Source organism: Actinoplanes sp. NPDC089786 (assembly GCF_040684855.1).
GTDB lineage: Bacteria > Actinomycetota > Actinomycetes > Mycobacteriales > Micromonosporaceae > Actinoplanes.
On sequence record NZ_JBFBGU010000017.1, the window covers coordinates 116,264 to 138,449 of the forward strand.

Annotated in this window: 25 protein-coding genes and 1 pseudogene; 10 read left to right on the forward strand and 16 right to left on the reverse strand. The window is 71.3% G+C overall.

Annotation, left to right across the window (positions count from 1 at the left end):
- Positions 1–12 precede the first annotated feature (12 nt).
- Positions 13–999, forward strand: a complete 987-nt coding sequence (locus AB0O15_RS34615; protein ID WP_364327603.1) for an aldo/keto reductase — start codon at positions 13–15, stop codon at positions 997–999.
- A 50-nt stretch (positions 1,000–1,049) separates the two neighbouring features.
- Positions 1,050–1,724, forward strand: coding sequence for a DUF2071 domain-containing protein (locus tag AB0O15_RS34620; RefSeq protein WP_364327843.1), 675 nt, complete (start codon positions 1,050–1,052; stop codon positions 1,722–1,724).
- Between the two features lie 11 nt (positions 1,725–1,735).
- Here AB0O15_RS34620 and hpt read toward each other — a convergent pair whose 3' ends face one another.
- Together hpt and AB0O15_RS34630 are read right to left on the reverse strand one after the other, a co-directional pair.
- Positions 1,736–2,302 carry a hypoxanthine phosphoribosyltransferase gene (hpt, locus tag AB0O15_RS34625; protein WP_364327606.1) on the reverse strand — a complete coding sequence of 189 codons (567 nt, stop codon included), beginning with the start codon at positions 2,300–2,302 and terminating at the stop codon, positions 1,736–1,738.
- 16 nt (positions 2,303–2,318) lie between these two features.
- Positions 2,319–2,765, reverse strand: a complete 447-nt coding sequence (locus tag AB0O15_RS34630) for a GNAT family N-acetyltransferase (protein ID WP_364327608.1) — start codon at positions 2,763–2,765, stop codon at positions 2,319–2,321.
- A gap of 56 nt (positions 2,766–2,821) precedes the next feature.
- Between AB0O15_RS34630 and AB0O15_RS34635 the strand changes: the two genes are divergently transcribed.
- A complete protein-coding gene (locus AB0O15_RS34635) occupies positions 2,822–3,361 on the forward strand; it encodes a hypothetical protein (RefSeq protein ID WP_364327611.1) in 540 nt (179 codons plus the stop codon).
- Positions 3,362–3,373: 12 nt separating this feature from the next.
- Complete coding sequence (locus AB0O15_RS34640; protein ID WP_364327614.1) at positions 3,374–3,784, forward strand: SRPBCC domain-containing protein; 411 nt, start codon at positions 3,374–3,376, stop codon at positions 3,782–3,784.
- Here the strand turns inward: AB0O15_RS34640 and AB0O15_RS34645 are convergent.
- Positions 3,781–4,104, reverse strand: a complete 324-nt coding sequence (locus AB0O15_RS34645) for a nuclear transport factor 2 family protein (RefSeq protein WP_364327617.1) — start codon at positions 4,102–4,104, stop codon at positions 3,781–3,783. The two genes, AB0O15_RS34640 and AB0O15_RS34645, sit on opposite strands and share 4 nt — an antisense overlap.
- Positions 4,105–4,314: 210 nt before the next feature.
- On the opposite strand from AB0O15_RS34645, the gene AB0O15_RS34650 reads away from it, so the two are divergent.
- On the forward strand, positions 4,315–4,758 hold the full coding sequence (locus AB0O15_RS34650) for a hypothetical protein (RefSeq protein WP_364327620.1): 444 nt from the start codon (positions 4,315–4,317) through the stop codon (positions 4,756–4,758).
- Between the two features lie 6 nt (positions 4,759–4,764).
- Here AB0O15_RS34650 and AB0O15_RS34655 read toward each other — a convergent pair whose 3' ends face one another.
- Together AB0O15_RS34655 and metH are read right to left on the reverse strand one after the other, a co-directional pair.
- Positions 4,765–5,703, reverse strand: coding sequence for a nucleoside hydrolase (locus AB0O15_RS34655; RefSeq protein WP_364327623.1), 939 nt, complete (start codon positions 5,701–5,703; stop codon positions 4,765–4,767).
- Between the two features lie 6 nt (positions 5,704–5,709).
- Entirely contained in the window at positions 5,710–9,234 is a 3,525-nt protein-coding gene (metH, locus tag AB0O15_RS34660; RefSeq protein ID WP_364327626.1) for a methionine synthase, read from the reverse strand.
- Positions 9,235–9,389: 155 nt separating this feature from the next.
- On the opposite strand from metH, the gene AB0O15_RS34665 reads away from it, so the two are divergent.
- Positions 9,390–10,259 (forward strand): PAC2 family protein, encoded by an 870-nt coding sequence (locus tag AB0O15_RS34665; protein WP_364327629.1) that lies wholly within the window; start codon positions 9,390–9,392, stop codon positions 10,257–10,259.
- Positions 10,260–10,282: 23 nt separating this feature from the next.
- Here the strand turns inward: AB0O15_RS34665 and AB0O15_RS34670 are convergent.
- The 6 genes and pseudogenes from AB0O15_RS34670 to AB0O15_RS34695 all read right to left on the reverse strand — a co-directional run.
- Positions 10,283–10,426 (reverse strand): annotated as a pseudogene (locus AB0O15_RS34670) (DUF397 domain-containing protein); the annotation flags it as partial.
- 157 nt (positions 10,427–10,583) lie between these two features.
- Positions 10,584–10,775: a DUF397 domain-containing protein gene (locus tag AB0O15_RS34675; protein WP_364327632.1), complete on the reverse strand. Its 192-nt coding sequence runs from the start codon at positions 10,773–10,775 to the stop codon at positions 10,584–10,586.
- Between the two features lie 13 nt (positions 10,776–10,788).
- On the reverse strand, positions 10,789–11,667 hold the full coding sequence (locus AB0O15_RS34680) for a helix-turn-helix transcriptional regulator (RefSeq protein ID WP_364327635.1): 879 nt from the start codon (positions 11,665–11,667) through the stop codon (positions 10,789–10,791).
- Between the two features lie 112 nt (positions 11,668–11,779).
- A complete protein-coding gene (locus AB0O15_RS34685) occupies positions 11,780–12,196 on the reverse strand; it encodes a DUF6232 family protein (protein WP_364327638.1) in 417 nt (138 codons plus the stop codon).
- A 223-nt stretch (positions 12,197–12,419) separates the two neighbouring features.
- On the reverse strand, positions 12,420–13,211 hold the full coding sequence (locus AB0O15_RS34690; protein ID WP_364327641.1) for a class I SAM-dependent methyltransferase: 792 nt from the start codon (positions 13,209–13,211) through the stop codon (positions 12,420–12,422).
- A gap of 54 nt (positions 13,212–13,265) precedes the next feature.
- Positions 13,266–13,613, reverse strand: coding sequence for a hypothetical protein (locus tag AB0O15_RS34695; RefSeq protein WP_364327644.1), 348 nt, complete (start codon positions 13,611–13,613; stop codon positions 13,266–13,268).
- A 94-nt stretch (positions 13,614–13,707) separates the two neighbouring features.
- Between AB0O15_RS34695 and AB0O15_RS34700 the strand changes: the two genes are divergently transcribed.
- Complete coding sequence (locus tag AB0O15_RS34700; RefSeq protein ID WP_364327646.1) at positions 13,708–14,499, forward strand: GntR family transcriptional regulator; 792 nt, start codon at positions 13,708–13,710, stop codon at positions 14,497–14,499.
- Between the two features lie 14 nt (positions 14,500–14,513).
- Here the strand turns inward: AB0O15_RS34700 and mshC are convergent, their stop codons facing one another.
- The 5 genes from mshC to AB0O15_RS34725 form a co-directional block, all read right to left on the reverse strand.
- Positions 14,514–15,752: a cysteine--1-D-myo-inosityl 2-amino-2-deoxy-alpha-D-glucopyranoside ligase gene (gene mshC, locus AB0O15_RS34705; RefSeq protein ID WP_364327649.1), complete on the reverse strand. Its 1,239-nt coding sequence runs from the start codon at positions 15,750–15,752 to the stop codon at positions 14,514–14,516.
- A gap of 302 nt (positions 15,753–16,054) precedes the next feature.
- Positions 16,055–16,855 carry an SCO1664 family protein gene (locus AB0O15_RS34710; RefSeq protein ID WP_364327846.1) on the reverse strand — a complete coding sequence of 267 codons (801 nt, stop codon included), beginning with the start codon at positions 16,853–16,855 and terminating at the stop codon, positions 16,055–16,057.
- A 2-nt stretch (positions 16,856–16,857) separates the two neighbouring features.
- Positions 16,858–17,451, reverse strand: a complete 594-nt coding sequence (locus AB0O15_RS34715; protein WP_364327651.1) for a DUF3090 domain-containing protein — start codon at positions 17,449–17,451, stop codon at positions 16,858–16,860.
- Between the two features lie 95 nt (positions 17,452–17,546).
- A complete protein-coding gene (locus AB0O15_RS34720; protein ID WP_364327654.1) occupies positions 17,547–18,224 on the reverse strand; it encodes an MSMEG_4193 family putative phosphomutase in 678 nt (225 codons plus the stop codon).
- Positions 18,224–19,276 (reverse strand): LLM class F420-dependent oxidoreductase, encoded by a 1,053-nt coding sequence (locus AB0O15_RS34725; protein ID WP_364327657.1) that lies wholly within the window; start codon positions 19,274–19,276, stop codon positions 18,224–18,226. The genes AB0O15_RS34720 and AB0O15_RS34725 overlap by 1 nt, the downstream gene beginning before the upstream one ends.
- Positions 19,277–19,401: 125 nt before the next feature.
- Here AB0O15_RS34725 and AB0O15_RS34730 point away from each other — a divergent pair, with 125 nt between their 5' ends.
- From AB0O15_RS34730 to AB0O15_RS34740, 3 genes are read left to right on the forward strand one after another with little or no spacing between them, the layout of a single operon-like run.
- Positions 19,402–20,373 (forward strand): aldo/keto reductase, encoded by a 972-nt coding sequence (locus tag AB0O15_RS34730; protein WP_364327660.1) that lies wholly within the window; start codon positions 19,402–19,404, stop codon positions 20,371–20,373.
- A gap of 23 nt (positions 20,374–20,396) precedes the next feature.
- Positions 20,397–21,503 (forward strand): histidine kinase, encoded by a 1,107-nt coding sequence (locus AB0O15_RS34735; RefSeq protein ID WP_364327662.1) that lies wholly within the window; start codon positions 20,397–20,399, stop codon positions 21,501–21,503.
- Positions 21,496–22,134, forward strand: coding sequence for a response regulator transcription factor (locus AB0O15_RS34740; RefSeq protein WP_364327665.1), 639 nt, complete (start codon positions 21,496–21,498; stop codon positions 22,132–22,134). Before AB0O15_RS34735 ends, AB0O15_RS34740 begins: the two co-directional genes overlap by 8 nt.
- Positions 22,135–22,186 lie beyond the last annotated feature (52 nt).

The window sequence follows — 22,186 nt, forward strand, 5'->3', positions numbered from 1 at the left end:
TAGGTTTCCTTCATGAGGCAGGTATCGCTGGCGGGGCTCGACGTCTCCCGCATCGGGCTCGGTTGCATGGGGATGTCCGCGTTCTACACCGGCAAGGGCACCGACGAGGCGGAGTCGATCCGCACCCTGCACCGCGCCCTCGACCTGGGCGTCACCTTCGTCGACACGGCCGAGCGCTACGGCCCGTTCACCAACGAGGAGCTGGTCGGCCGGGCGATCGCCGGGCGCCGCGACGAGGTGGTGCTGGCCACCAAGTTCGGGCTGATGTCACACATCGGCCGCGGCACACCGGACGCCGCCGGCCGGATCGTCGACGGGCACCCGGACAACGCCCGGGCCGCGATCGACGGCTCGCTGCGCCGGCTCGGCACCGACCACATCGACCTGTACTACCTGCACCGGGTCGACCCGACCGTGCCGATCGAGGACAGCGTCGGCGCGATGGCCGAGTTCGTGCAGGCGGGCAAGGTCCGGCACCTCGGCCTGTCCGAGGCGGCGCCGGAGACCATCCGCCGCGCCCACGCCGTGCACCCGATCACCGCGCTCCAGTCGGAGTACTCGCTGTGGACCCGCGACCCCGAGGACGGCGTGCTCGACACGCTGCGTGAGCTCGGCATCGGTCTGGTGCCCTACTCGCCGCTCGGCCGCGGTTTCCTGACCGGCCACATCACGTCGCCCGACGACTTCGACGCCGACGACTTCCGCCGCGACAACCCGCGGTTCACCGGCGAGAACTTCACCAAGAACCTGGACATCGTGCGCAGCGTGCGCGAGGTGGCGGTCGAGGCCGAGGCGACCCCGGCCCAGGTGGCGCTGGCGTGGCTGCTCGCGCAGGGTGACGACATCGCCCCGATCCCCGGGACCAAGCGGGTGTCCCGGCTCGAGGAGAACGCCGCCGCCGACGCGCTGACCCTGACGCCGTCGCAACTCGACCGGCTGAGCGCGATCGCCCCCGCGGCCGGCGACCGCTACCCCGACATGTCGCAGGTGCGGCGCTGAACATCGAAGAGGTCACGCCGCTGACGACCCGGCCGGTCCGCCGCCCGTGGCTGGTCCAGCAGTGGCGTGACCTGGCCTTCCTGCACTGGCCGGCCGACCCGGCGGTCGTTGCGCCGTTCCTGCCGCCGGGCACCCGCCCCGACACGCTGGACGGCGTCACCTACGTCGGGCTGATCGGCTTCCGGATGGTCGGTCTCGGGCCGCTGCGTGGTCCCGGCCTGCCCTACCTGGGCACCTTCTGCGAGACCAACGTCCGCCTCTACAGCGTCGACGCCCTGGGCCGCCGCGCGGTCGTCTTCCTCTCACTCGACGCGGAACGCCTGATCCCGGTGCTGACCGCGCAGGCCACGCTGCGCCTGCCCTACCGCTGGGCCCGGATGAGCCTGCGGCGCGAGAACGACACCTTCGAGTACGCCAGCAAGCGCCGCGATGCCACCTCGTCCTTCGCGGTCCGGCGTGGCGCCGCGATCGTCTCCCCCACCCCGCTGGAACACTTCCTGACCGCGCGCTGGGGCCTGCACACCCGCGCCTGGGGCCGCACGGTCCACCTGCCCAACGACCATCCGACCTGGCCCCTGCACCGCGCCGACCTGCTGCGCTGCGACGAGTCCCTGATCGCCGCGACCGGCCTGCCCGCCCCGACCGGCCGTCCGGCAAGCGTCCTCTACTCCCCCGGCGTCCCGGTCGTCTTCGGCGGCCCGTCCGTCGCCCCCGAGTCCCGGTAGTTTCCGGCGGGTCAGCGGGCGGTGACCGCTCCCTGGGCGTGCGGCGCGAGCACCGCGGCGCAGCTCAGGTTGCGGTAGTGGCCGCGGTAGTCGAGGCCGTAGCCGACGATCAGGCCGGGCTGGACGTCGAAGCCGATGTAGGCCGGCGTGTCCCCGAACTGGGGCGTGTCCGGCCGCCGCATCAGCGCGCACACGGCCAGCGAGCGCGGCTGCCGCTGGCGCAGGTTGCCGATCAGCCAGTTCATCGTCAGCCCGGTGTCGATGACGCCCTCACAGATGATGACGTCGCGGCCCTCGATGTCGAGATCAAGATCCTTGAGCAGGCGTACGGAGCCGGACGCCCGGTTGCGGGTGCTGTAGGACTTGATCGCCATCCAGCCGATCTCGACCTGGCCGGGGTAGGCGCGGGCCAGGTCGACGGTGAACGTCGCCGCGCCCGCCAGCACGCCGACCAGCACCGGCGTCCGCCCGGCGTAGTCGGCCGCCAGCTGACCCGCCAGGGCGTACACCCGGTCGCGGATCTGGTCCTCGGTCAGCAGCACAGACTCCAGGTCAGCGGCGACGTGCGAAGCATCCACGCGCGAATCGTAGCCGTCAGAGGACGCGAGCCCAGTTCACCACCTCGGTCACCGGTTGGAAGCCGGCCGAGACGTACAGCTGGATGGCTCTGATGTTGTCGGGCTCGGTCTGCAGCGCCAGCCGGTGCGCGCCCTCCTCGCGGGCCGCCTCGGAGACGTGCGCGAGCAGCTCGCGGGCCAGCCCGGCGCGGCGGGCGGCCGGGTCGACGTAGAGGTCGCGGATCATCCAGATGGTGCGCAGGGTCAGCGACGCGGGTACGACGGACACGGTCAGCATGCCCCGGACCACGTCGCCGTGTCCGGCCGCGAACAGCCGCAGCCGGTCGGTGATCAGCTGGTCGCGGATCCACTCCGCGGTCGCCTCGGGCGCCGGGTTCGCGCCGTAGTGCTGCCGGTACGCGTCGAACTGCGCGACCACGTCCGGGAACCAGGGATGCGTCACGCTCACCCTCACCACCGTCATGTGATCATGATGGCGCATCACCCGTGCCGAAGCGACAAACCGGGCATAATGCCAGGATGGAGCGAGAGCACCCGGTGATCGGCCCGGCCGAGGACGCGACCAGCTTCTTCCAGCCGCGGGGCATCGTCTTCGTGACCATGCTGTGGGTGAGCGCGATCGCCTGGGCGGTCTGCCGCGGCCTCTGGGTGCTGGTCGCGCTGCTCTTCGGCGTACGCCCGGCCGCCGCCGACATCGCCTCCATCGCGGAGAGCCTGATCGTCGTGCCGACGGTCATCGCCTGCCTGGTCATCCTGGTCGCCTGGAACCGGTTCGGGTGGCTGCACAGCTCGGTGCACGGCCTGGAGTTCGCGGCCACCGGCCGGCGCGGCATCGCCATCCCGTGGTCGGGCGTGGCCGCCATCGGGCTGCGGCACCGCGGGGTCTTCACCGAGCTGGTCGTCACGCCGGCCGGCCCCGAGGCGGTCACCGAGCTGCCCGGTCCCGGACGGCGGCCCCGGCGGCGCGGCGACTCGTACCTGGTCGACATCGGACTCATGTCCCCCGGGCCCCGTACGCTGCTCGCGGAACTGCACCGGCGCATGCCCTCCAAGGTCTGAGGAGATCTTTCGGTGGCCGACCTCGTGATCACCCGCGTCTTCGACGCGCCGCGCGCGCTGGTCTACCGCGCGTTCGTCGACCCCGACCAGCTCGCCGCGTGGTTCGGCGCGGTCGGCTGGTCGGTGCCGCGCGACAGCGTGTCGATCGACCCGGTGACCGGCGGCCACCAGCGCCTGACCATGGTCAGCGACGACGACCCGGCGCAGACGTCACGGGTCGAGGCCACGTTCCTCGAGGTGATCGAGAACCAGCTCCTGGTCGGCGAGGCGAACGGCATACGCCTGAGCGTCGAGTTCCACGACGAGGAGGGCGGGCGTACCCGTGTGGTCCTGATCCAGGGCCCCTACCCCGACGACGTCGAGGGCATGGCCCGCGAGGGCTGGAGCTCGAGCTTCACCAAGCTCGACAAACTCCTCGGTTAGTCGAACACGATCAGTAGCGACCTGATCAGGCCGGCGTCGCGGGTGATGGTCAGGGTGCCGGTGCCGCCGCGCGTCCACTCGAACGTCACGACCTCGGTGGCGCCGGTGGCGGTCACCTCGCGCGGGCGCATCGTGTCGTCGGGCGGATTCTCCGCGTACGCCGAGGCGATCGCGTCGCGCCCGTGGAACGGACCGACCGGCGGGCCGACGAAGGTCATGGTGGCGTCCGGGTGCAGGGTCGCCACCAGCTCGGCCCAGTCGCCGGTGAGCACCGCGGCGTTGAAGCGGTCGATGTGGGCCCGGGCCTCCGACTCACTCACGGCCGGCAGCCGGCGTTCGGCGACCGACCGCGGTTCCCGCGGCCGGCCACCAGGCCCGGAACGCCGCGATCGGGCCCTCGCCCGTGCCCCGCCGGTCGAACATCACCCCGGCAGCCTACCGTCGTACCCGTGCTGCCGAAGACCGATGTGGAACTCCTGAAGGACGGTCTTGATCAGCGCTGAATCGCCGTGGGATCGGGAAGGGACAGAGTGAAGGATTCTTCGGATGTGGTGCTCTCCTACTGGAACGAGCATCGCCAGCAGTTTCGTCAGTCGGAGAATCAGCGGGCCATGATGACCAACTTCGTGCTGGTGATCGCGGCGGCCCTCAGTGGCCTGATCATCCAGCAGAAGTTCGCGCGGACGACGATTCCGCTCGGTGTGCTGATCGCGCTGATCGGCGGGTTCGGCGCGATCATCTCCGCCAAGTACCACGAGCGCGCGACCTATCACCTCAACCAGGCCCGCGCCCTGACCAGGACCCTCAAGAAACTGGGCGCCCTGGCCGACGACGACAACCTCGACGAGAACCGCCAGAAGCACTACGCCGAGTTCCCCCGCCTCCACCGCATCCGCCTGCACTCGCTCTGGACCGGCCTGCACCTGGCCATCGCCGCCTACGGCCTGGCCTTGACGATCATCGCGATCTCCTGAGCCGGGTCACGCGGTGCGGAAGCGGTTGAGGATGCGCTCGTGGAGGGCCGGCGCGTCGAGGTCGACCGCCACGTCGATCTCGCGGCCCTCGCGCGGGCTGGAGTGGAACCGGCGACGGTCGGCGATGGTGGCCCCGCGCGCCGGCCCGTGGCCGTTCTCCACATCGACCCAGACCCGTTCGGTACGCAGGCTGCCCGGCCAGACCGCCTCGGCCACGGCGAACAGGTCGTGGACGATCAGCCGCCGCTCGCCGAGGATCCGCTCGTAGAACGCCCAGTTGCCGGCCGCGATGGTGGCCAGTGTGGAGCCGACCCGGCCGGTCGCGCCGAGCGCGGTCATCCACTCCTCGGTGACGCCGGCCCGGTGGGTGAGGTCGAGCGGCACCAGCGTGGTCGGCAGGTCCGAGCCGACGAGGACCTGGCGGGCGGCCTCCGGGTCGCACCAGATGTTGAACTCGGCGCTCGCCGTCATGTTGCCCTCGCGGAAGCCGCCGCCCATCACGACCAGGCGCCCGATCCGTCCGGCGGCCGCGGGATGCGCGGCGAGCAGGGTGGCGAGGTTGGTCAACGGCCCCAGCGCGACCACGGTCACCGGTTCGCCGGCGGCCAGCAGCGTCTCGGCCAGCACGGTGACCGCTGGCCCGGGCTCGACCGGCCGGGTGCGCACCGGCAGCCGGGCCGCCTGCCCGCCCAGCCCGTCCGCACCGTGGGCGTGCTTGGCCGCGCTCAGACTGTGCCCGGCCAGCGGCCCGTCAGCGCCCCGGGCCACGGGAAGGTCCGCCCGCCCGCACAACTCCAGCACCCGCAACGCGTTCGCCGCGGCCATCTCCCCCGGCACGTTCCCGTAGGTCGTCGTCACGAGCCGCAGCTCATGGTCGGGATGCGCCGCCCCCAGAGCCAGCGCGAACGCGTCGTCCACACCGGGATCGGTGTCGATGACCAGCATGGGAACCTACTTTGCGTTGAAGTAGTTCGCGTCCGGGTGGTGCACGATGATCGCGTCGGTGGATTGTTCGGGGGTCAGCTGGAACTCCTCGGAGAGGGTGACGCCGATGCGGGCGGCGTCGAGCAGGCCGGTCAGCTTGGCGCGGTCTTCCAGGTCGGGGCAGGCCGGGTAGCCGAAGGCGTAGCGGCACCCGCGGTAGTCGTTCTTCAGGATGCCGGCCAGGTCGGCCGGGTCACCCGTGGCGACCGTCGTGCCGTCGGCGAAGACCAGCTCGGAGCGCACCCGGCGGTGCCAATATTCGGCCAGCGCCTCGGTGAGCTGCACCGACAGGCCGTGCACCTCGAGGTAGTCGCGGTATTCGTCGGCCGCGAACAGCTTCGCGGTGTATTCGCTGACCGGCTGACCCACGGTCACCAGCTGCAGGGCCACAACATCAAGCTCACCCCGGGTACGCGGGGCGAAGAAGTCGGCCAGGCACAGCCGGCGTTCCTGCCGCTGCCGCGGGAAGGTGAACCGGGCCCGTTCCGTGGCGCCGTTCTCGTCGAGGACGACGAGCGTGTTGCCCTCCGCGTACGCCGGGAAATAGCCGTAGACCACCGACGCCTCGAGCACCTGGTCGGCGATCAGGCGGTCGAGCCAGTAGCGCAGCCGCGGCCGGCCCTCGGTCTCGACCAGCTCCTCGTAGGACGGGCCCTGGCCGCCGCGCGACCCCTTCAGCCCCCACTGCCCGAGGAACGTGGCCCGCTCGTCCAGCAGTGACGCGTAGTCGGCCAGCGGCACCCCCTTGATCACCCGGCTGCCGAAGAACGGCGGCTCGGGGATCGCGACGCCGGTCGCCACGTCCGACCGCACCGAGGTGTCGTCGAGCGGCGGCAGGTTCTCGGTCACCATGGCCCGCTGCCGTTCGCGCCGCGCCCGGCGGGCCGCCAGCGCCGCCTCACGTTCGGGGTCGATCACCGCGGCGCCGCCCCGCTTGGCCGTCATCACCTTGTCCATCAGGGACAGCCCCTCGAACGCGTCCCGTGCGTAGTGCACCTCACCGGCGTACGCGGAACGAAGATCGTCTTCGACGTACGACCGGGTCAGCGCCGCCCCGCCGAGCATCACCGGGTAGCGGCCGGCCAGGCCCCGCGCCGCGATCTCCTGAAGGTTCTCCTTCATCACCACCGTGCTCTTGACCAGCAGCCCGGACATGCCGATGGCGTCGGCGCGATGTTCCTCGGCCGCCTCGATGATCGCGTTGACCGGCTGTTTGATGCCGATGTTGACGACCTCGTAGCCGTTGTTGCTGAGGATGATGTCGACCAGGTTCTTGCCGATGTCGTGCACGTCGCCCTTGACCGTGGCCAGCACGATGCGGCCCTTGCCGGCCTCGTCCTCGTTCTTCTCCATGTGCGGCTCGAGGTAGGCGACCGCGGCCTTCATCACCTCGGCCGACTGGAGCACGAACGGCAGCTGCATCTGGCCCGAGCCGAACAGCTCACCGACCGTCTTCATGCCGTCGAGCAGCACGTCGTTGACGATGGCCAGCGCCGGACCGACCGCCAGGGCCGCGTCGAGGTCGGCCTCCAGGCCGTTGCGCTCGCCGTCGATGATGCGCCGCTTGAGCCGCTCGTCCAGCGGCAGCCCGGCCAGTTCCTGGGCCCGGGTCTCCCGGGCCGACGCCACGTCGACACCCTCGAACAGGGCCATGAACCGGTGCAGCGGGTCGTACCCCTCGCGCCGCCGGTCGTAGACCATGTCGAGCGCGACCTCACGCTGCTCGTCGGGGATGCGCGACATCGGCAGGATCTTGCTGGCGTGCACGATGGCACTGGTCATCCCGGCCTGGACGCACTCGTGCAGGAAGACCGAGTTGAGCACCTGGCGGGCGGCCGGGTTGAGGCCGAACGACACGTTCGAGACGCCCAGGGTGAAGTTGACGCCCGGGTAGAGCTCGCTGATCCGGCGGATCGCGTCGATCGTCTCCAGCGCGTCGCGGCGGGTCTCCTCCTGGCCGGTGGCGATCGGGAAGGTCAGCGCGTCAACCAGGATGTCGGCCCGGTTCAGGCCCCAGTCGCTGGTCAGCGCGTCGATCAGCCGTGCGGCGACGCGTACCTTCCACTCCGCCGTGCGGGCCTGGCCCTCCTCGTCGATGGTCAGCGCGACCACCGCGGCGCCGTGCTCCTTGACGATCGGCATGATCCGGGCGAACCGGGAGCCCGGACCGTCGCCGTCCTCGTAGTTCACCGAGTTGACCACGCAGCGGCCGCCCAGCATCTCGAGCCCGGCCTCGATCACCTGCGGCTCGGTCGAGTCGAGCATGATCGGCAGCGTGGACGCGGTGGCGAACCGGCCGGCCAGCTCGCGCATGTCCTGCGTACCGTCGCGGCCGACGTAGTCGACGCACAGGTCGAGCAGGTGGGAGCCGTCGCGGGCCTGGCCTCGGGCGATCTCCACACAGGCCGGCCAGTCGCCGGCCAGCATCGGCTCGCGGAACGCCTTGGAGCCGTTCGCGTTGGTCCGCTCGCCGATCATCAGCACGCCGGCGTCCTGCCGGAACGGCGACTCGTGGTAGATCGACGACACGCCGGGCGCGTGCTCCGGCGTACGCGCACCGGCCGAAGCGCCTCGCACCGCCTCGACCACCTTGGCGATGTGCTCCGGCGTCGTCCCGCAGCAGCCGCCGACCAGCGAGACGCCGTAGTCGCGCACGAACCGCCCGAGCGCCTCCGCGAGTTCGTCGGGGGTCAAGGGGTAGTAGGCGCCGCCGGCGGCGAGGACCGGCAGGCCCGCGTTGGGCATGACCGAGAGGGGTACGCGGGCATTCTGCGAAAGGAACCGCAGGTGTTCGGTCATCTCGGCCGGGCCGGTAGCGCAGTTGAGCCCGATCAGGTCGATGCCCAGCGGCTCCAGGGCGGTCAGCGCGGCGCCGATCTCGCTGCCCAGCAGCATCGTGCCGGTCGTCTCCACGGTCACGTGGGCGATCAGCGGCACCTTGGCGCCGATCTCGGCCATCGCCCGGTGGGCGCCGACCACGGCCGCCTTGGTCTGCAGCAGGTCCTGGCAGGTCTCGATGAGCACGGCGTCGGCGCCGCCGAGGATCAGGCCGGCGGCGGTCTCGTGATAGGCGTCACGAAGGCTTCGGTACGAGGTGTGGCCGAGCGTCGGCAGCTTCGTACCCGGGCCGACCGAGCCCAGCACGTACCTGGGCTGCCCGGCGGTCGTGAACTGATCGGCCGCCGCCCGCGCGATCCTTGCGCCCGCCTCCGACAGCTCGCGGATCCTGTCTTGAATGTCGTAGTCGCCGAGGTTGCTGGCGTTCGCACCGAAAGTGTTGGTCTCGACGCAGTCGGCCCCGGCGGCGAGATAGGCCTCGTGCACGCCGCGGATCACGTCCGGCCGGGTGACGTTGAGAATCTCGTTACACCCCTCGAGGCCCTGGAAGTCGTCCTCGACGCTGAGGTCCGCGGCCTGCAGCATCGTGCCCATCGCCCCGTCGGCGACCAGAACACGTTGGGACAGCGCGGAAAGCAGTTGTTCGGACGCCATCTGGCCAGGCTAGTCGCGGGTGTGCTTTCGTGCCGAATGGTTGGCCGTCACGGCCCACCACTGTGAGCGCGCTCTCGATCTCCGGCGCGGCCGCCGGGTGCGCTCCAGGCGCGGCACGTAGGCTCTGTGAGTACGAATGGCGGAAGGTGGAGAACGTGAGCGAGTTCGACGGCCTGCCCGTGCTGCGTTCCCCGGTGGCGATCGCAGCATTCGAGGGCTGGAACGACGCGGCCGACGCGTCCACCGCGGCCGTGGAACATCTCGAGCAGGTGTGGGAAGCGCGCCAGATCGCCGCGATCGATCCCGAGGAGTTCTACGACTTCCAGGTGAGCCGGCCGACGGTCACGATGACCGAGGGCGAGACCCGTTCGATCGAGTGGCCGACGACCCGGTTCATGCAGGCCTCCCCGCCCGGCGCCGACCGTGACGTGGTCCTGATCCGCGGCATCGAGCCGAGCATGCGCTGGCGCACCTTCTGCGAGCAGGTCCTGGAGATCTGCCACAGCCTCGAGGTCGAACGCATCGTGCTGCTCGGCGCCCTGCTCGCCGACGTGCCCTACACCCGCCCGCTGCCGATCAGCGGTTCCGCGTCCCGCCCCGACGTCGCCACGAAGTACCAGGTGGCGCCCACCCGCTACGACGGCCCGACCGGCATCGTCGGCGTCCTGCAAGAGGCCTGCGGCCGAGCCGAGGTCGACGCGTTGTCGTTCTGGGTGCACGTCCCGCACTACGCCAACAACCCGCCGTGCCCGAAGGGGACGCTCGCCCTCCTGCACCGCCTCGAGGACGTGCTCGACCTCCCGGTCCCGATGGCCGAGATGGCCGAGGAGGCCGACGAGTGGGAGAAGCGGGTGCGAGCGGCCGCCGAACAGGACGCCGAGCTGGGCGAGTACGTGCGTGAGCTGGAGGAACGGGTCGGCGACGCCGGCATCCAGCCGCTGACCGGCGACGAGATCGCCAGCGAGTTCGAGAAGTACCTGCGGCGCCGGGGCGGCTCGGCCGGCCCCACGGCGGGTTCCTGGTAGGTCTGCTCAGAACGTAGGCCTGCTCAGAACTGTCCGGCGTGGATGGCCGCACGGAACGTGGCCCATTCGTCGAGGTCGAGCTTGATCACCTTGCCGGGCTCGCGGCTGTTGCGAAGGTAGACGAACTCGCCGTCGGAGGCCACTTCGGCACACGCCCCGTTCGAGCAGAAGCTGCTGCGTTCCCCAGACCAGGTTCTCGAGTGTTGCCATGGGAACCTCCCCTCGCTCCGCCGTCAGCGTACTTGACCTCGCCGCCTTAACGAAGACTTAGGATTGACACAAAAATGGCGCGCCGGCCACGAGCCGGCGCGCCATCAGAAAAACTCAACGCGGGAAGTCGCCCGCCCGGATGCCCTCGAGGAACCCGCGCCAGTCGCCGTGCGAGACCTCCAGCATGCCGCCGTCGGGCCGCTTGCCGTCACGCACAGCCACGAAATCTGGGCCGTCCGCCACTTCCACGCATGCGGCGTCGCCACAATACGTGCTCTTGATCCACTTCGTTGTGGCCTGCGTCATCGATCCTCGCTTCTCACTGTGCCTCGAGAGCGGCGGCCTCGGCGATGATCCGCCGGGCCGACCTTTCTTCGGACAACGAACGTTCCCATGCTTCAACGAATGCGGTGCGATGAAGTTCTACCAGTTCGTGATCATCGTCCAGTGAGTCGGTCCCCGCTAGCTCACGATAGAGCACTTCACCTGCGAAGACGCCGCGATCAAGACGCATCAGGCCGAACATGCCGATGCCGGTCAGCAGCCCCTCGGCCATCGGCAGGATGCGGATCTTGACGTTGGGCCGGCGGGCCGACGCGGCAAGATCACGAAGCTGCTCCGCCATCACGCCCGCGCCACCGACGTTCATCATCAGCAGCGGCTCGTAGAGGACGACCTTCAGCTCCGGCGGATCCTCCGACTCCAGCGCGGCGCGACGACGCTGGGCGCGCACCTCCATCCGGACCTTGAGCCGGTTGTCGGCGATCGCGGGATCGAAGAAGCGCAGCACGGCCTCGGCATAGGCCGGTGTCTGCAGGCTACCGGGGACCACGTAGGTCAGGAACCATTCCATCGAGTCGGCCACGGCCTCGAACTGCACCTGCTGGACGGAATTCGGGGTGAGGTGCTCACGGAGGTCGGCGTCGACCACATAGCGCTCGCGCCGGGAGACCCGGGCCTCCTCGAGCAACCGGTTGACCGTCTCCGGGTCGGTGATGTCGAGGAGGTCGAGCACCGACCGCAGATCGGTCGCCGACACGTTGACCTCACCCAGTTCGATACGCTGCACCTTGGAGAGCGACCACTCCATCTCGTCGGCGACCTCGGTCTGCGTCAGACCCTTGGCGTCCCGGGCCGCCCGCAGGGCGTGCCGAACCCGCCATCGGGAGACGGCTGGGTGTTCGGCCCGCCCGGACACGACTGTGTGCCTCCATCGTCGATAACGCTGTGTGAGCCTGCTGTACCTCTGTCAGCTATACCGCAGACAGGAAAAGTACACCACCGTGGCAGGCCCGATCGGTCGCGGATGATTACGACTTCGCGTCTTCCCTTCGTTCGATGGCCCGGATCAGGCCCCGGCAGGCCGCGTCGAACTCGCGCCTCGGCAGCTCGAACACGACCACGTCCTGCCCCTTGTAGGTGGCCCGGAGCTCGGAGCACGACCGGGCCCGGGCCCGCCGGCGCTCGATGATCGCGACGGCCACCGCCACGGCGAAGACGATCAGCGCCAGCGGCAGCGCCCAGCCACCCAAGCGGGTGGCCACCAGTCCGACGACGATCGCGGACGAGCCCAGCGCCCACAATCCGGTGGTCCACGGCAGATCGTCGTGCTGCACCGTGCAGCCTCGCAGTTCGGCGACGACCCACAGACGCCACCCGTGGTCGACCCGGACCTTGACGAGCTTCTCCGTGATCACCACATGGCGGCTTCGGTAGTAGACGGTCATCTGCTTCACCTCCTTCCGCGCGGGTCTTGCACCGCCCGGAAAGGAGGAGAAGGATGGGATTTGAGCGGGCACACCCTTTCCCCTCTCCGGGGTCGGATGCCCGAGGCGGCGCTCAGTGGCAGCTGGGCGCCGCTTCCTTCGTCCACGGACCCCATTCGTGACTCTGACGTCAGTATGCGGCCAAGCGGACGTACTTGCTATACCGCAGATTGCGGTATCGCCGTCAGGATTTGCCAAATGTCAGCAAGTGGCTGGAGGCGCCCAGCAGGGCCGGCTCCGCCTCCAGGCCCCGCAGCACGGCCAGGAGCTCGACCGATGTCACCGGGTCGGCCAGCAGTTCGGTGAGCTGGTCGGTCATGGTCCAGACCGGACCCTCGACGGCGAACGTCCGTACCCCCGTCAAACCGGCCGCCGCCGCCTCCAAGATCGGCTCCCCCGGCGCGTGGAAGTAGGCCGTGGTGAACACCTGGCGGTCCCGCGTGGGAAGGTGCCGGCCGTGCGCGATGTCGGCCAGGGTGATCGCCCGAATCTGGCGGTCGCCGAAGAGGCCCCGCGACACGATGTCCAGCAGCGGCGCGTGCCGGGTGATCGTCGCGCCGGCCACCACACCGCCCGGGCGGGCCACCCGCACCGCCTCCCGCCACGCAAGCGCACGGGCCACCGGCTCGAGCAGGTGATAGAGCGGCCCCATCAGCAGCACGGCGTCTGCGGAGTCGGAGGACAACGGCAGCGAGCGGGCGTCGCCCAGGATCGCGGTCACCGAGGGCAGGCCGGACGAGGCCGCGACGTGCGAAGGCACCGGGTCGACCACGGTCACCGAGTACCCGGCCCGCCCCAGCGGACCCGCGTAGACACCGGTGGCCCCGCCGACGTCGACGATCACCGCGGGCGGCGGCGGCAGGATGCGGGTCAGGATGTCCCAGGTACGCAGGAACTCCAGGCGCCCGACACCGGCGGCCAGGCGATCGGTCTCACCGCCACGCTCGTAGTAGGCAAGGATCTCCGGGGTCAGCATGGCTCGACGATCGCGCGTCGCCGGGAGCAGAGCAACCGGAATCGCCGTGCCGGCTCAGCGCCAGAAGACGGCGACCGCCGCGTTGGCCAGGGTCAGGCCGACGATGGCCAGGAAGTGCCCCTTGGCCACCGACTCCCGCTTCCGCGGCACGACGACCATCACGAAGATCAGCAGCGCGATCACCAGCTTGACGGCCAGCTTGATCGGATCGGGTTCGGCGTCGCCACCCCCGCGCAGCGGCGCGGCGAGGCCGATGCCGCTGAGCAGCTGGACGATGGCGCCCCACAGGACCGCCTTGTTGATCCGGATCTTGCCGCTGAGGTACTGCGTGACCAGGCCGCCCAGCAGGAGCGCGAAACCGATCAGGTGCACGTACAGAAGGATCAGCCGGAGTGCTTCCACGACCGAGAGCTTCCCAGACCGCCGACAGCGTGTCGCTGCCGGGCCGGGCACGCCGCCTGAGGCATCCTAGGAACCTAGGTGCAGGAGGTACGCGATGACGATCAACCCGGGCGCCGCCGAGTTTCCGCATCGGCAGATCGCCACCCAGCTCAAGGAGCGCATCCGCCGCGGCGACTGGCAGCCGGGCGAGCGTCTCCCGTCGATCCCGGCGATGGCCGAGATGTTCGGCGTCGCCAAGCAGACCGTGCAGCGGACCGTCGACCAGCTGCGCGTCGAGGGCATCCTGATCACCAAGCCGGGCTCCGGCACGTACGTCCGCGGCACCCGCCGCCGCCTCAACCGGCTCGCCCGCGGCCGCTACGGCTCACACCGCGGCTACCACGCGGATCTCGCCGCCCGCTACCGGCAGCAGCTGGTCGCGGTGGGCCGCGAGCCCGCTCCCCCGGAGGTCGCGGACGCGTTCGGGGTGCGCGACGGAACCGAGATGCTGGTCCGCCGGCACGTGGTGCGCACCGACGACGCCACGGTCGAGGTCGGCGCCTCGTGGTTCCGGCTGAAGGACGTCACCGGCACGTCGCTGGAGCGCCGTGAAGCGTTCGGGCGGCCGCTGTACCAGGAGGCGGAGGAGGCGCTCGACCGCCGCTACGCCTCGGCGACGGACACGATCAGCGCCCGCCAGCCGAGCCGCGAGGAGGCCGAGATCCTGCAGATCCGCCCGGACACCCCGGTGCTCCACCTGCTGCACGTCGCCTTCGACGAGTCGCGGAAACCGATCGAGGTGTCCCAGGCGACATGGCCGGGCCCGATGACCACGCTGACCGAGGACTACCGCATCCCCGCGCCCACGCCGGACCCCGACCCGGATCCCGGATTCGCGCTGGCCTGAGAGGGACAGAACACCTAGAGCTTGATGCCCAGCAACGCGTCCACCGTCCGCGCCATGACGGCGGGTGCGGTCACGTCATCACCGGCGCCGGCGACCGCGGCCTCGGCCCACGCGTCCACGAGCACCAGCGCGGCCGGCGCGTCGAGGTCGTTCGTGAGCGCCTCGCGTACCGAAGCGAGAAGCCCTTCGCCGGACGGCCCGGCACCGGCGGAAGCGGCCGAACGCCACCGCGCCAGCCGCTCCTGACCGGTCTTGAGGACGTCGTCGGTCCACTCGCGGTCGGTGCGGTAGTGGCCGGCCAGCAGCCCGAGCCGCAACGCCATCGGGTCGACGCCGTCGCCGCGCAGCCGGGACACGAAGACCAGGTTGCCCTTGGACTTCGACATCTTCTCGCCGGCCAGCCCGATCATGCCCGCGTGCACGAAGTGGCGGGCGAACGGCCGGTCACCGGTCAGCGTCTCGGCGTGCGCGGCCGAGCACTCGTGATGGGGATAGAGCAGGTCGTTGCCGCCGCCCTGCACGTCGATCGTGGTGCCGAGCAGGTGGAGCGCGATCGTGGCGCACTCGATGTGCCAGCCGGGCCGCCCCGGCCCCAGGTCACCGCCGTCCCAGGCCGGCTCGCCGTCGCGGGCGCCCCGCCAGAGCAGCGGGTCGAGCGGGTCGAGCTTGCCCTCGCGCCCCGGGTCGCCGCCGCGCTCGGCCGACAGCGTCACCATCTCGTCCCGCGACAAGTGCGACTCGTACCCGAATGAAGGCGCCGCCGCCACCTTGAAGTAGACGTCCCCCGTGCCGTCCTCCAGCGTGTACGCCGAGCCGCCGGCGATCAGGTCACGGACATGCGAGGCGATGCGCGGGATCGACTCGACCGCCCCCACGTAGTGCGCCGGCGGGATCATCCGCAGCGCCTCCATGTCCTCCCGGAACAGCGCCGTCTCGCGCATGGCCAGGACGATCCAGTCCTCACCGTCCCGGGCCGCCCGCTCCAGCAGCGGGTCGTCGATGTCGGTGACGTTCTGCACGTACGTCACGTCGTGCCCGGCGTCGCGCCACACCCGCTGCGCCAGGTCGAACGTGATCATCGTGGCCGCGTGCCCGAGGTGGGTCGCGTCGTAGGGCGTGATGCCGCAGACATACATGGACGCGGTCCCGGCCGGCGCGCTCTCGAACACGCCCTGGCGCGCCGAGTCGTAGAGCCGCAACTCACGCGACGTCCCCGGCAACGACGGCACCTCATGCCCAACCCAAGCGTCCATCCCAAAACCCTATCCAGCGGATTTCCGTGTAGCTGTGATCCGTGCCTCTCGCCCGGTCAAAATCAAGATCAACTTCAAGAGCAGGAGGTCGCAGCCGGGTGGGTGGTCCAGACCGTCGCTCCCGCCGAGGGTCGCTCCGCTCCACCTGCGTGCGAAGTCACCCTCACCCCAACCCCCAAACCCATTCCCGCCCCACCCCATCACCCAACGGGGCGGCCGCGCGCCCAGCCCGTCAACCCGCCACCGGGACCCCTGACACCAGGTCTCCACGCGCAAATAGCTCGGAGTGGCGGAACAGGCCCCTACACCGGGGGCCAGGGGACGGCGGGCCAGTCGGTGGGCGGGTCGGGGAACTTGGCCACGCGGAGCAGCCGCTTGACGCGGAGGCGGATGTGCTGGACCTCGGAGATCGTCAAGTGCTCCTCGAGGGCCTCGCCCAACGAGCCGTCGAGCGCCGCCCGCAACGACGACAACGTCTCGACCGCCTCGGCCGGGAGCGCCTTGCCGGTCCAGCCCCAAAGGACCGTGCGCAGCTTGTTCTCGACGTGGAAGCTGACGCCGTGGTCGACGCCGAAGACGCGGTCGTCCGGGGCGTAGAGGACGTGGCCACCCTTGCGGTCGGCGTTGTTGATCACGGCGTCGAGGACGGCCAGGCGGGCCAGGCGCGGGTCGTCGGCGTGGGCCAGGGCGTAGGCGTCGCCCTCTTCGTCGCGGGCCGAGGCGACCGCCAGCCAGCCCTCGGGCACGTCGTAGGCCGGGACGAAGCCGATCAGCGAGGAGGCGTCGTCGGGCTCGTCGATCCAGAGCTGGCAGGCGCCGACGCCGAGCGGACCGTCGCGCAGGATCGTCGGGGGCACCAGGCCCCAGCCGGTCGACTGGGAGACCAGGTAGGCCGACACCTCGCGGCCGGCCAGCGTGCCGTCGGGGAAGTCCCACAACGGGCGCTCGCCGCGCACCGGCTTGTAGACGCAGCGCCGGGTCAGCCCGTCGAGGGTGATCTCGGCGCGCAACGTGGTGTTGGACGCGTCGACGAGGCGGCCCTCGAGCTCCATCTCGCCGCGGGTCAGCAACTCGACCGCGTCGTCCTCGGGCAGCACCGAGATCGTCACCGGTGGTAGCCGTTGTGCCGGGGGCACAGGTGCCCGGCGGGGTCGAGGGGCTGGCCACAGAGCGGGCAGGGTGGGCGGCCGGCGGCGACCACGCGGCGGGCCCGGTCGATGAACTCGCGGGTCTTCTCGGGGGTCAGCCGCACCCGGAGCCGGTCGAGGTCGTCGTCGGGCTCGTCCTCGTCGTCGTCATCGTCGTCGGCCACCTCGTCGTCGTCGGCGCCCAGGTCGACCTCGGCCTCGCCCTCACCGGCCTCGATCGCCTCGATCACGACCGTGGTGGTGTCGACGTCGAAGGCCAGCCCGAGGGTGCCGACCCGGAATTCCTCGTCGACCGGCGTGTCGAGCGGCTCGTTGTCGTGCAGGGCGAGCACCGGCGCGTCGGGCAGGTCGACGCCGAAGCGGCGGCCGGCCTCGGTGAGCAGCTCCTCGAGCTTTTCGGCGAGGAGTGACACCTGCACCTTCTCCAGGGCGACGCTGACCACGCGGCCACCACCGCGGGCCTGGAGGAAGAAGGTGCGGTCGCCCGGCTCGCCGACCGTGCCGGCGACGAACCGCTCCGGCGGCTCGAAGGCATGCACCTGGTGGGTCATACGAAAAAGCCTATCCGCCCCGGGACGCGAGCGCGCAGCGCACCGGCGGGGTTCGCCGAGGGCGCAACCGCGCTTTACGCTGCGGAAACAGTCAACTACGCGGTGTCACCACCGCCCCCGCCGCCCACCGGCGCGTCGCTGGACGCCGGCGCCGCCGGGATGAGGCTGGTCAAGTCGCTGGTGTCGTTGAGACGCACGAGGAACGGGCGGGTCGGCGTGTACCGGATCACGCTGATCGACGCCGGGTCGGCCACGATCCGCTGGAACTCGTCCAGGTGCAGACCCATCGCGTCGGCGACGATGGCCTTGATCACATCGCCGTGGCTACAGGCCAGCCAGAGCGCCTCGGGCCCGTGCTCGGCCGTGACCGCCGCGTCCCAGCGGCGCATCGCGGCCACCGCGCGGGCCGACATCGCGGCCATCGCCTCGCCGTCCGGGAAGGTCACCGCGCTGGGGTGCTGTTGCACCACCGGCCACAGCGGGTCCTTGGCCAGCTCGGCCAGCGGCCGGCCCTCCCACTCGCCGTACCCGCACTCGATCAGGCCGTCGTCCTCGATCGGCTCGGCCTCGGGCAGGGCCAGCTCGAGCGTCTGCCGGCAGCGGATCAGCGGGCTGGTCACCACCTTGGTCAGCGGCAGCGCGCGCAGCCGCTGCCCGGCCCGCTCGGCCTGGGACCGCCCGGTGTCGTCGAGCTCGACCGGCTGCCGCCCGGCCAGGCCGCCGCTCGCGTTCGCGGTGGTCCGGCCGTGCCGCATGAGCAGGACGGTGGCCACTAGGACGCCACCCCGGCCTCGTCGAACGCCTCGGCCACCACGCGCAGGGTGTCCAGACCGGACTTCAGATCTCCCACGTACGGGCTGACCGACAGCGTGGTGACGCCGGCCGCGGCGTATTCACGGATCCGCTCGACGATCACCGGGCGCGGGCCGACCAGGGCCGTACGCTCGATGAACTCCTGCGGGACGGCCGCCGCGGCCTCCCGGATCTTCCGGTCGAGGTAGAGGTCTTGAACCTCCTTGGCCGCGTCGCCGAAGCCCATGCGTACGGCCAGGCGGTTGTAGAAGTTCTGCTCGCGGCTGCCCATGCCGCCGACGTAGAGCGCCGCGTAGGGCCGGATCACGTCGGCGCAGGAGGCCACGTCGTCGCCGATCGCCACCGGCACGCTGGGCGCGATGTCGAAGCCGGTCAGCCCCTGGCCCGCCTTGGCCCGGCCGGCCTCGATGTGGCGCAGGTGGTCGGAAGCCGTCCGCGGGTCCAAGAAGATGGCCAGCCAGCCGTCGGCGATCTCGCCGGCCAGCTCGAGGTTCTTCGGGCCGACCGCGGCCAGGTAGATCGGGATGTGCTCGCGCGGCGGGTGGAAGCCGAGCCGCAGCGCCTTGCCCGCGCCGCCGGGCAGCGGCAGGGTGAAATGCTCGCCCTCGTACGCCACCGGCTTGCGGCCCAGGGCCAGCTTCACGATGTCGACGTATTCCCGGGTCCGGCCGAGCGGTTTGGCGAAGCGCACGCCGTGCCAGCCCTCGGAGACCTGCGGCCCGGACACGCCCAGCCCGAGCCGGAACCGGCCCCCGGAGAGCGCGTCGATGGTCGCCGCGGTCATCGCGGTCGCGGCCGGCGTACGCGCGGGAATCTGCATCACCGCCGCGCCGACGTCGATGCGCTCGGTCTGGCCGGCGATCCAGGCCAGCGTCGACGGCGAGTCGGAGCCGTACGCCTCGGCGGCCCACACCACCGAGAAGCCGAGCCGGTCCGCCTCACGCGCGAGCGCCAGATGATCGGCGGGCGTTGTCCACGCCGCCTGGTAGCCGAGGTTGAGTCCGAGCCGCACGAGCCCTCCCGAAACAATAGGGAAACCTGACCTGAGCCTACTGACCCGCTCGTGAGGCATCTCGGTCCGGTAACCGACGCCGCGCGGGATGTCGCTGGACGGCGGGTGGTGAATATGGTTCACCCATGCAACAGCGACCGCTCGGCCGAAGCGGGCTGGCGGTCTCGCGGCTCGCGCTCGGCACCATGACGTGGGGCCGGGACACCGATCCCGACGACGCGGCCGCCCAGCTCAAACTCTTCCTCGACGCGGGCGGCACGCTGCTCGACACCGCGGACGTGTACGGCGACGGCGACGCCGAGTCGGTGATCGGCACCCTGCTGGAACAGCTGGTGCCGCGAGACGAGGTGCTGATCGCGACCAAGGCCGGGCTGACGCCGGGCGGCTGGCGGCGCCGGGACGGCTCCCGCGGCCACCTGCTGAGCTCGCTGGAGAGCTCGCTGCGCCGGCTCGGCACCGACCACGTCGACCTCTGGCAGGTGCACGGGTACGACCCGCAGACCCCGCTGGAAGAGACCCTGGCCGCCCTGGACCACGCGGTGACCAGCGGAAAGGCCCGGTACGTGGGCGTCTCCAACTTCGCCGGCTGGCAGACCGCACGCGCGGCGGCGTGGCAGGCCGCGTACCCCGGAAGGGCGCCGATCGTGGCCGCCCAGATGGAGTACTCGCTGCTCGAGCGGGGCATCGAGCGCGAGCTGCTGCCGGCCGCGGCCGCGCTGGGCATCGGCCTGCTGGTGTGGTCGCCGCTGGGCCGGGGCGTGCTGACCGGGAAGTACCGGGACGGCCGCCCGCTCGACTCCCGGGCCGCGTCCGAACATCTGGCCGGGTTCGTCCAGCCCTACCTGGAACCGCGCAGCTCGAGCATCGTCGAGTCGGTGGCGACCGCGGCCCGTGGGCTGGGCGTGTCGCCGATCGAGGTGGCGCTGGCCTGGATCCGGGACCGGCCGGGCGTGAGCGCGCCGATCCTCGGGGCCCGCACCGCCGGGCAGTTGCAGGGCGCGCTGCTCAGCGAGGAGCTGACGCTGCCGGGTGAGATCGCCCGGGCGCTCGACGACGTGTCGGCGATCGAGGTCGGCTACCCCGAGCGCGAGGGATGATCCGGCGGGCGTTGCTCGCCCCGATGCGCGCGAGCACCTACCGCCGGGCGGTGTTCCTGCTGCTCGGCACGGTGATCCTGCTCCCCTACCTGCTGCTGGCCGGGCTGATCGGCCAGAGCCTGCTCACCACCACCGACAACCGGGCGGCCATGCTCGGGATCGCCGCCGTGGTGGCCGTGGTCGGCCTGGTCCCGCCGTTCCTCAGCGGCACCCGCGAGCTCGAGATCGCGGCCGCCCGGGCGCTGCTGCGCGTCGACCTGCCGGCGCCGGGCCCGCCCGCGCTGGAGACGCGGCTGCGCGCGGCGCTGTGGTTCGCGGTGCACCTGACGGTGGGCGCGGTGATCGGCACGGCGCTGGTGGCGGCGGTGCCGTTCGCGTTCGTCGGCCTGTCCGACCGGCCCACGGCGGCCTCGCTCGGGGTGGCGCTGCTGATCCTGCTGGGCACGGTCTACGCCACCGCCGGGCTGGGCGCGCTGGCCGCCACGATGGCGCCGGTGCTGCTCGGGCCGTCCCCGGCCGAGCGGATGGCCGCGGTCGAGGCGCGCGAGCGGCGGCTGGCCGAGCGCAACCGGCTGGCCCGTGAGCTGCACGACTCGGTGGGGCACGCGCTGACCGCGACGACGTTGCAGGCGGGCGCGGCGCGGGCGGTGTTCGACCAGGACCCGGAGTTCGCGCGGCGGGCGCTGGCGGCCATCGAGGAGCTCGGCCGGTCCTCGATGGACGATCTCGACCGGGTGCTGGGGTTGTTACGGGCCGAGAACGAACGGCCTTTCGCTCTCCCGGCGTCGCGCGCGGGGTTGCAGCGGCTGCTCGACGACATGCGCGCCGGTGGCATCGAGGTGCACGCCGATCTCGACGTCGGGGAAACGCTGCCCGGCGAGGCCTTCCGGCTGGTCCAGGAGAGCCTGACCAACGCGGCCAAGCACGGGACGGGCTCGGTGCGCCTCGCCATCACGGCGGCCGAGGAGCTGGTCATCGAGGTGCGCAATCCGGCCGCGGGCCGGGCGAACCGCTCGCGGGGCCGGGGCCTGACCGGGATGCGCGAGCGGGTGCGGCTGGCCGGCGGCACGCTCGAGGCGGGCCGGGACGGCGACGACTGGCTGGTGCGTGCGAGACTGCCGCGTGACTAAGGTCCTGATCGTCGACGACGACGCGCTGATCCGGGCCGGCCTGCGCGCGATCCTCGACGCCGAGCCCGATCTGACGGTGGTCGGTGAGGCCGGCGACGGCGCCGAGGTGGTCCCGGCGGTGGTCGAGCTGCGGCCCGACGTCGTGCTGATGGATGTCCGCATGCCGCGCGTCGACGGCATCCAGGCGACCCGGCTGCTGCACGAGCGCCTCGACGCGCCGCCGCGGGTGCTGGTGGTGACCACGTTCGAGAACGACGAGCACGTGTACGACGCCCTGCGCGCGGGCGCCGGCGGCTTCCTGCTCAAGCGGTCCCGGCCGGCCCAGATCGTGGAGGCGGTCCGGGTGGTCGCCCAGGGCGAGTCGCTGCTCTTCCCGGCGGCGGTGCGGCGGCTGGCGGCGGCGTACGGCGAGCCCAAGGAACAACTGCCGGGGGTACGCCTGACCGACCGCGAGGGCGAGGTGCTGGCCCTGATGGCCGACGGCCTGTCCAACGCCGAGATCGCGGCGCGGCTGGTGCTCGGGGTCGAGACGGTGAAGACGCACGTCGGCAACGTCCTGGCCAAGCTGGGCGTCCGCGACCGTACCCAGGCCGTGGTGGTCGCTTACCGGTCCGGGTTCATCTCGAGCTAGCACAGCATCTCCCCCTGGCGCGGGAGCGGGTCCACGCCTGGGCGGGATCCGC

Coding starts and splice junctions, on each gene's coding strand:
- metH (WP_364327626.1), bottom strand. CDS start 9,234: ATGGCGTCCGAACAACTGCTTTCCGCGCTGTCCCAACGTGTTCTGGTC.
- mshC (WP_364327649.1), bottom strand. CDS start 15,752: ATGGACGCTTGGGTTGGGCATGAGGTGCCGTCGTTGCCGGGGACGTCG.
- AB0O15_RS34635 (WP_364327611.1), top strand. CDS start 2,822: ATGGAGCGAGAGCACCCGGTGATCGGCCCGGCCGAGGACGCGACCAGC.
- AB0O15_RS34735 (WP_364327662.1), top strand. CDS start 20,397: ATGCGCGCGAGCACCTACCGCCGGGCGGTGTTCCTGCTGCTCGGCACG.
- AB0O15_RS34730 (WP_364327660.1), top strand. CDS start 19,402: ATGCAACAGCGACCGCTCGGCCGAAGCGGGCTGGCGGTCTCGCGGCTC.
- AB0O15_RS34675 (WP_364327632.1), bottom strand. CDS start 10,775: ATGACGCAGGCCACAACGAAGTGGATCAAGAGCACGTATTGTGGCGAC.
- AB0O15_RS34700 (WP_364327646.1), top strand. CDS start 13,708: ATGACGATCAACCCGGGCGCCGCCGAGTTTCCGCATCGGCAGATCGCC.
- AB0O15_RS34685 (WP_364327638.1), bottom strand. CDS start 12,196: ATGACCGTCTACTACCGAAGCCGCCATGTGGTGATCACGGAGAAGCTC.
- AB0O15_RS34655 (WP_364327623.1), bottom strand. CDS start 5,703: ATGCTGGTCATCGACACCGATCCCGGTGTGGACGACGCGTTCGCGCTG.
- AB0O15_RS34715 (WP_364327651.1), bottom strand. CDS start 17,451: ATGACCCACCAGGTGCATGCCTTCGAGCCGCCGGAGCGGTTCGTCGCC.
- AB0O15_RS34615 (WP_364327603.1), top strand. CDS start 13: ATGAGGCAGGTATCGCTGGCGGGGCTCGACGTCTCCCGCATCGGGCTC.
- AB0O15_RS34630 (WP_364327608.1), bottom strand. CDS start 2,765: ATGACGGTGGTGAGGGTGAGCGTGACGCATCCCTGGTTCCCGGACGTG.
- AB0O15_RS34690 (WP_364327641.1), bottom strand. CDS start 13,211: ATGCTGACCCCGGAGATCCTTGCCTACTACGAGCGTGGCGGTGAGACC.